7 protein-coding genes are annotated in these 7161 nt (G+C 71.2%); 2 read left to right on the forward strand and 5 right to left on the reverse strand.

All coding sequences use genetic code 11. The features are described 5' to 3' along the window. Nucleotides 1-334 (reverse strand): hypothetical protein (locus tag ABI385_RS08185; protein ID WP_348103259.1); only part of this gene is annotated, 334 nt, incomplete at its 3' end. Nucleotides 335-567: 233 nt separating this feature from the next. On the opposite strand from ABI385_RS08185, the gene ABI385_RS08190 reads away from it, so the two are divergent. Next, nucleotides 568-1821: a hypothetical protein gene (locus tag ABI385_RS08190; RefSeq protein WP_348103260.1), complete on the forward strand. Its 1254-nt coding sequence runs from the start codon at nucleotides 568-570 to the stop codon at nucleotides 1819-1821. Beyond that, a complete protein-coding gene (locus ABI385_RS08195; protein WP_348103261.1) occupies nucleotides 1814-2803 on the forward strand; it encodes a glycosyltransferase family 2 protein in 990 nt (329 codons plus the stop codon). Before ABI385_RS08190 ends, ABI385_RS08195 begins: the two co-directional genes overlap by 8 nt. On the opposite strand, the gene ABI385_RS08200 is transcribed toward ABI385_RS08195, so the two are convergent. The 4 genes from ABI385_RS08200 to ABI385_RS08215 all read right to left on the reverse strand — a co-directional run. After that, nucleotides 2781-3428, reverse strand: coding sequence for an acetyltransferase (locus ABI385_RS08200; RefSeq protein ID WP_348103262.1), 648 nt, complete (start codon nucleotides 3426-3428; stop codon nucleotides 2781-2783). The two genes, ABI385_RS08195 and ABI385_RS08200, sit on opposite strands and share 23 nt — an antisense overlap. Continuing rightward, nucleotides 3425-4075, reverse strand: a complete 651-nt coding sequence (locus ABI385_RS08205; RefSeq protein WP_348103263.1) for a sugar transferase — start codon at nucleotides 4073-4075, stop codon at nucleotides 3425-3427. The genes ABI385_RS08200 and ABI385_RS08205 overlap by 4 nt, the downstream gene beginning before the upstream one ends. 10 nt (nucleotides 4076-4085) lie before the next feature. Continuing rightward, on the reverse strand, nucleotides 4086-5243 hold the full coding sequence (locus ABI385_RS08210) for an aminotransferase class I/II-fold pyridoxal phosphate-dependent enzyme (protein ID WP_348103264.1): 1158 nt from the start codon (nucleotides 5241-5243) through the stop codon (nucleotides 4086-4088). After that, on the reverse strand, nucleotides 5240-7161 hold a 1922-nt coding region (locus tag ABI385_RS08215), incomplete at its 5' end, for a nucleoside-diphosphate sugar epimerase/dehydratase (RefSeq protein WP_348103265.1). The genes ABI385_RS08210 and ABI385_RS08215, both read right to left, overlap by 4 nt.

Raw genomic sequence — 7161 nt, forward strand, 5'->3', positions numbered from 1 at the left:
TGAACAGCCGGCGCACACCGGAACCGGTGTCGTGGAACAGCGCGTCGTCGACGTCGTAGACCCCGTGTCCCGCCGACCGCAGCAGCCGCGACTCGAGGCGCCCGGTGCTGAGCGGCGACGCCTCGCGGGAGACGAGCAACGAACCGCTGGTGGCCACCCGCCGGGTCGACACCTCGGCGCGCGCGGTGCGCAAGGGGTCGCGCAACAGGGCGCGGGGACGGTTGTCCGACGACCCCCGGTAGGCGTGCACCTGCGCGCAGAGCCCGAGGTGGTCGAGCCAGTCGTAGACCCGCACGCGACTGCTGCCACCGGTGCGCCCGTACGGCGTGACCACGACCAGCTCCGGACGCCCGGGTGGATCCGGCGAACCTGGGTGCCCCGGCAGAGCGGGGGTGCTGGCGGACATAGCGATCCCGACTGGGGCAGGGGAGTGACGGTGGGCGCACGATATAGCCTGCGCTCGCCGTCACCAGCCTGCGCCCACCGGGCAGGAAGCACTACAGTCAGACGTGGTCCTCCGAAGTCGCAGCGGAGGACCGGAGAACGCGCTCGGGCATGATGGCAGGCGTGAACCGCCGCTCCCTGGTCGACCTCACGCTGTCGCAGGCAGCGCCGCTGGTCGGGAGCTTCCTGGTGACCTTCGGGTCGGCGGCGGCGTTGGGCCCGTCCGGGCGCGGTGAGCTGGCCTTCATCACGTCCACCTGCACTGTCGCGGGGGCGATCCTGTTCGCGAGCCTGCACGTGGGGACGACAGCCGCCCAGACCTCGGGCACCGCGGGGCTGCGAGCCGGCACGAGGTTGGCGTCCTCGATCATCGGAACCGTCGTCGCAGTCGCGCTGGTGGCAGCGCTGCTCCTCCCCGAGGGTCTCGGCGGTCTGGGCCGCACCGGCCACGTCGCGCTGGTGGCGGGTTCGGGACTGGTTGCCGTCAACCTCTACGTCCTGCGCAGCGTCCAGGGACTCGGCCAGCACCGCGCGTTCCGCAACGCCTGGGCGATCCAGTCCCTCGCCTACCTCGTGCTGGGGCTTCCCGCGGCGATCGTCACCCGGCAGGCCGGCCCCGTCGTGGCGTCCTGGCTGGTCGCGCTCGTCCTGTCGACGGCATACGCGATCCGCACGTATGCCTCCCTCGTGCGTCAGGGACCCCGCCAGCCCGCCGATCGGAGGGCGGTGTTGCGCACCTCGCTCCTCGCCCATGTCGGACTGGTCGGGAACCAGCTGCTCTACCGCGCCGACGTCGTCGTGCTCGGCTTGCTGGCGGCGTCCCGTGAGGTGGGCATCTACTCGGTGGCCATCGCGGTCGCCGGCCTGATCTGGATCGTCGCGGAAGCGTTCAGCCTCGCGGCGTTCTCGCGCGGTGAGGCCGACGCCGGCACCGACCTGCACGCGCGCGACCGGCGGCTGCTCGTCGTCAACCTCGGTCTGTCGGTGGGCGCGGCGGTCCTCATCGCGCTCGCGAGCGTCACGCTACTGGGCCGGGTGCTGCCGGAGTATGCCGACGCAGTGCCCCTGATCCTGGTGCTTCTTCCCGGTGTCGTCGCGCAGGGGCCGGCCCGGGTCGCGTTCTCCAGCCTGCTGCGTCGCGTCGACACCCGGCCGCCGATGTGGGTCGGTCTGGTCTCCCTCACGCTCGCCGTCGTCTACGTGCCGTGCGCCGCCCGGTGGGGCGCGATGGGGGTGGCCGTCGCCTCGACCGTGGTCTACCTCGTGCAGGCAGCGTTCGTCCTATGGTTGTGGCGCCGAGCCGGCTCGGCCGACCTGGGCAGCGGCTCGCGGCCTTTCGACCCTCCTGCTCGCGGTGCGGAGTCCGCCGTTGCCTGACCTGACCCGCGAGGACGGTGCGCCGACGATCGGCGTGGTCGTCGTGGGCTATCGGTCAACCCCGACGCTGGAGGCTTGCCTGCGTCCGCTGTTGGCCGACAGCGGCGTCGTTTCCATTGTCGTGCAAGACAACTCGTCCGACGACGTCACCCGGGCTTCGGTCGAGAGTCTGGGGGATTCGCGACTGCGCTACTTCCCCGACGTCAACGTCGGGTTCGCCGCGGGCTGCAACCGCGGTGTGGAGCACCTCGGTGGGGACGTCGACTGGTTGGCGTTCGTCAACCCGGACGTCGAGCTGGGGCGCTCACTGTCGGAGCTGGTCGCGTTGCCCGGCCTCGGCGTTCGAAGCGTCGTCGGCGCCCAGGTCGAGAGCCCCCGCGCACCGGGAGTGCTCAGCGCTCGCCGCCGGGTGACCCGGGCTCGGGAGCTGCTCAAGGCGGTGCTCGGGCCACGCGTGTATGCGATGCGCGCCGCCGCCGTGCCGGACCGAGTGATCCGGGTGGACCAGGTCTCCGGCGCCCTGCTGCTGGTGCGCAGCGGTGACTTCACAGCCTGGGGGGGTTTCGACACCCGGTTCGAGCTGTACTACGAGGACGTCGACCTGTGCGCTCGCGCCCCTGGGGGGTGCGCGTTCGTGCCGCAGCAGTGGGGGCGGCACGTCGGCGGGGCCAGTTCCGGGAGCGGCGCCGACGTCTCGGGCGCGGCATACGCGGCCGGGCGGGTCAGTCGGATGCGCTACCTGCGCAAGCACGCACCCGGTGCCACGACCGAGGTGACGCTCGTGATGCTGGCTGGTGTCGAATGGGTGGCGCGCAGTGTCGGACGCGCCTCCGAGGGTCCGGCGGCACGCCGCGCGGGGCTACGGGCACAGTTGCAAGAGCTGCGCCGACCGGGCTCGGTACGCATGCTGGGCGGGCTGAGCGCGACGGCCGGATCGGGGTCCGGTGGCCCGACTCCGGTCAGCGAGCCGGGACGCCCTTGACGGTGACGTCCGCGGGGACGTCCTTGACGACGCACGCACCGGCGCCGACGATCGAGCGCGCGCCGATCCGCAGACCTTGCAGGACGGCCGAGTGGGTCCCCATCATCACCTCGTCCTCGAGCGTGACGTTGCCGGAGATCGCGGCGATCGGGTTGATGGTGACGTAGTCGCCGATGGTCGTGTCATGGCCGACGGTGGAGTTGAGGTTGAGGTGGGTGTGGCGCCCGACGGTGACGTTCGTGGTGACTCGCACGCCCGCGCACACCACGGTGCCAGCGGCGAGGCGGGTGTCGGCGCCCAGGCTCGCCGCCGGGTGCACCAGCACCGCCGCGTCGAAACCGGCCGCTGTGAGCCGTGCGTCGATGGCTCGCCGAACCGCACCCGTCCCGATCCCGATGACGAACCGGGTGTCCGGCGACGCCGAGTCGAACCAGCCGACGCCGCCCAGCACCCGCGAGCCCCGGTGGACGACGAGAGCGGAGTTGGTGTCGGTGGGCGAGTCGTCGACGTAGCCCAACAGCTGCCAGCGGTCGTCGAACGGGTCCGCCGCGTTGATGGCCTCGACGACGTCGTGGACCTCGCGGCCGAACCCGCCGCAGCCGACGATCACGATCGGGCTGCTCATCCGGCCGCTCCCGCGTCGGCCTTGAGTGAGGGACTGCCCAGGAACTCCGGCATCGTCGCCGACCCCTCGGCGGCAATCCCTTCCCGGCGCACCACCGCGGCAACGGTCCTGCACAGGATGCGCAGGTCGACACCCAGGCTGCGCCGCTCGACATACTCCACGTCGAGGGCCAGCCGGTCGTCCCAGCTCAGGGCGTTGCGGCCGCTCACCTGCGCCAGCCCGGTCAACCCGGGCCGCACGTCGTGGCGGCGCGCCTGCTCGGGGGAGTAGCGGGAGAGGTAGGCCGTCAACAGCGGCCGTGGTCCCACCAGTGACATGTCGCCCCGGACGACGTTGACCAGGGTCGGCAGCTCGTCGAGACTCGACGCGCGCAGGAAGCCGCCCAACCGGGTCATCCGCGAGGCGTCGCCCACCCGACCTCGGGCCGGGTCCACCGGGAGCATGGTGCGGAACTTCACGAGCTCGAACGGCTCACCGTGCAGCCCTGGACGCAGCTGACGGAAGAGCACTGGCCGCCCGAGACGCCACGCCACAGCGATGGCGACTGCGCCTAGGACGGGCGCGGAGAGCACGAGCGCCGGGACGGCGACGCTGAGGTCGAGCAGGCGTTTTGGGTCGAGCGGGCGTTTCGAGTCGAGGGGCGGCACGCGGGGGCTCTCAGGGGGCCAGGACGCCGAGAACGGCGGCCGCGACGCGGTCGATGTCGTCGTCCGCCAGCGCGGAGCCGCTGGGCAGGGTGACGCCCGAGTCGAACAGCGACTCGGCCACGCCCGTCGTGAACGCGCGGTGCCCGGCGAAGACTGGCTGGAGGTGCATCGGCTTCCAGACGTGCCGGGCCTCGATGTCCTGGGCGGCCAGGGCGGCGATCAGCTCGGCCGGCCGGACCTGCGCCGACTCGCCGAGCACCACGACGGTCAACCAGCAGTTGTCCTCCGTTGCATGGGAAGGCTCGTGCGCGTCTTTCGGGTCAGCGGGGTCCTGCCCCAGGAAGCGCAGCCCGGGCAGGTCGGCGAGCTGCGACGCATACCGGACTCTGATCGCCCGACGCCTCCCTATCATCTCGTCGAGCCGGGACAGCTGAGCGCGTCCGAGGGCGGCGAGGATGTTGGACAGCCGGTAGTTGAAGCCGACCTCGGTGTGCTCGTACCACGGCACGGGCTGACGGGCCTGCGTGGACAGGTAGCGCGCCCGGTCGACGAGATCCGTGTCGTCGCTCAGCAGCATGCCGCCGCCTGACGTGGTCATGATCTTGTTGCCGTTGAACGACAGTGCGGCCACCGCACCGAACGACCCGGCGTCTCGGCCGTCGCGCGTGGCACCGAGGGACTCTGCGGCGTCCTCGACCAGGGGTATGCCTCGACGTTCCAGATCGGGGGCGATGGACGCGTGGTCGGCAATCTGGCCGAAAAGATCGACGGTCATCACGGCAGCGACGTCCTCGCCCTCGTCCCGGAGCCGGTCGGCCGCCGCGACGAGCAGCGCTGGGTCGACGTTGCCGTCGCGAGCGAGGCAGTCGACGAAGACCGGTGTCGCCCCACTCTGGACGACCGCGTTGGCGCTGGCAGCGAAGGTGAGCGTGGGGACCAGCACGACGCGGCCCGGTCGGGCACCGACCCCGAGCAGCGCCAGGTGCAGGGCAGCCGTGCCGCTGGACAGGGCTAGCGCGCCGGCGACACCGACCCGGTCGGCGACTTCGGCTTCGAAGGCGTCCACGTCGGGTCCGAGCGGCGTGACCCAGCCCGATCGGACGGCCTGGGTGACCGCCTTCTCCTCGAGCTCGGTGACATCGGCCTGGGAGAGCAGGATTCGGGTCACGCGACGCCCTGGTCGGTCCATCCCGCGTCGGCGAGATCCGCGTCGTCGAGCTCCATCACGGCGAGGTCGGCGTTGCGGTTCTCGGCGTCGGCTGGTCGTGTCGTGTGGGCGCGCATCCAGGCCTTCGCTGTGGCGTGGTCGACGACGTCGGCGGACTCCACGACCGCGCGGTCAAGCGCCTTGACGTGGACGCTGGAGACGAGGGGGTGTGCGGTGGGGGTGGGGTGCTCGGTGTCGCTGAACAGCACCTCGTCGAGCTTCTCGCCCGGCCGCAGCCCGGTGAAGACGATGTCGGTGGGGCGCCCGTCGAGGCGGATCAGGGTGCGGGCGACGTCGATGATCTTCACCGGCTCGCCCATGTCGAGGACCATCACCTCGCCATCGCTGCCGATCGTGGACGCCTGCAGCACCAGCTGGCAGGCCTCGGGGACCAGCATGAAGAACCGTTCGACGTCGGGGTGGGTGACGGTGACCGGCCCACCCTGCTCGATCTGCGCGGTGAACGCGTGGATGACCGAACCGCGTGAGCCGAGGACGTTGCCGAAGCGTACGGAGACGAAGTGGCCGTCGCTCTTGCGCGCGAAGTCTGCCGTCAACCGCTCGGCCAGCCGCTTGCTGTAACCGAGCGCGCTGGTGGGGTCGGCAGCCTTGTCGGTGGAGATGTTGACGACCGTGCCGACCCCGGCGTCACGGGAGGCGCGCAGGATGTTGAGCGTCCCGATGACGTTGGAACGCCACGCCTCCCGGGGGTAGCTCTCCAACAGCGGGAGGTGCTTGAGCGCGGCGGTGTGGAAGACCATGTCGGGCTTGACCTGCGCGAAGACCGCCTGGACGGCGGACAGGTCGCGAATGTCGGCGAGGACGACGTCGTCGCTCTCGAGCAGCCCGTTGCCGTCGATGAGCAGCTGGACGGCCTGTAACGCCGACTCGTCGCGGTCCAGCATCACCAGGCGTTCGGGGCCGAAGCGGCTGATCTGGTGGCACAGCTCGGACCCGATCGAACCGCCCGCGCCGGTGACCAGAATGCGCTTGCCGGAGATCGACTCCGCGATCGCGGTGGTGTCGAGGCGGATCGGCCGACGGCCGAGCAGGTCGGCCATGTTGACGTCCCGCAGGTCGGTCGAGGACAGCCCGCCCATCAGCTCGCGCGCGGACGGAAGCACGAGGGTGGCCAGCCCGCAGGCGGTGGCCCGGTCGGTGAGGTCACGGATGAGCGCCGAGTCGGCCGAGGGGACGGCGATCGCCAGGGTCTCCGCACGCATACCCGCTGCCACGGCCTCGAGGTCGTCGCGGGTACCGCGGACCGAGACGCCCTCGATGCTGAGCCGCTGCTTGAGCGGGCTGTCGTCGAGCAGGGCCACCGGGGCGAAGGGTGAGGTGCCGTCGTGGGTGAGAGTGCGCAGCAGGAGTCGGCCGCCCTCGCCGGCGCCGAACACGATGACCCGGCGCTTGCCGTCGGTGCGTCGGCGGTTGATCCGCCAGGTGCGCACGGCGAGCCGCATCGAGAACATCGTGAGCAGCGCCAGGGCGCCGCCCGTGATCGGGACGGAGCGGGGCACGAGCATCGGGTTGGCGAGGATCACCGGGATGATGAGCACGACCATCGTCATCAGGACGGCCTTGGTGAGGTCCACGACCTCCTCGAAGGAGGCCCGCAGGTGCCCGATCGAGTAGGGACCGATGAGGAACCCGAAGAGCAGGTGGACCAGGCCCGCGGCGATGCCCACGAACACGGTCGGCCAGGTGATCAGATGGTGCGGTTCGAAGTCGTACCGCAGCCAGCGAGCGCCCCAGATCGCGATCGCCCAGACGGCAGCATCGGATGCCGCCCAGACCAGGCGGTAGGGGTTCTGGTCACGCGCGAATCGACGCCCTCGCACCTGTATGCACCCTTTCGTCCCGACCGACGCTACCGGGC

It is taken from the genome of Lapillicoccus sp. (genome assembly GCF_039935575.1).
Taxonomy (GTDB): domain Bacteria; phylum Actinomycetota; class Actinomycetes; order Actinomycetales; family Dermatophilaceae; genus Lapillicoccus.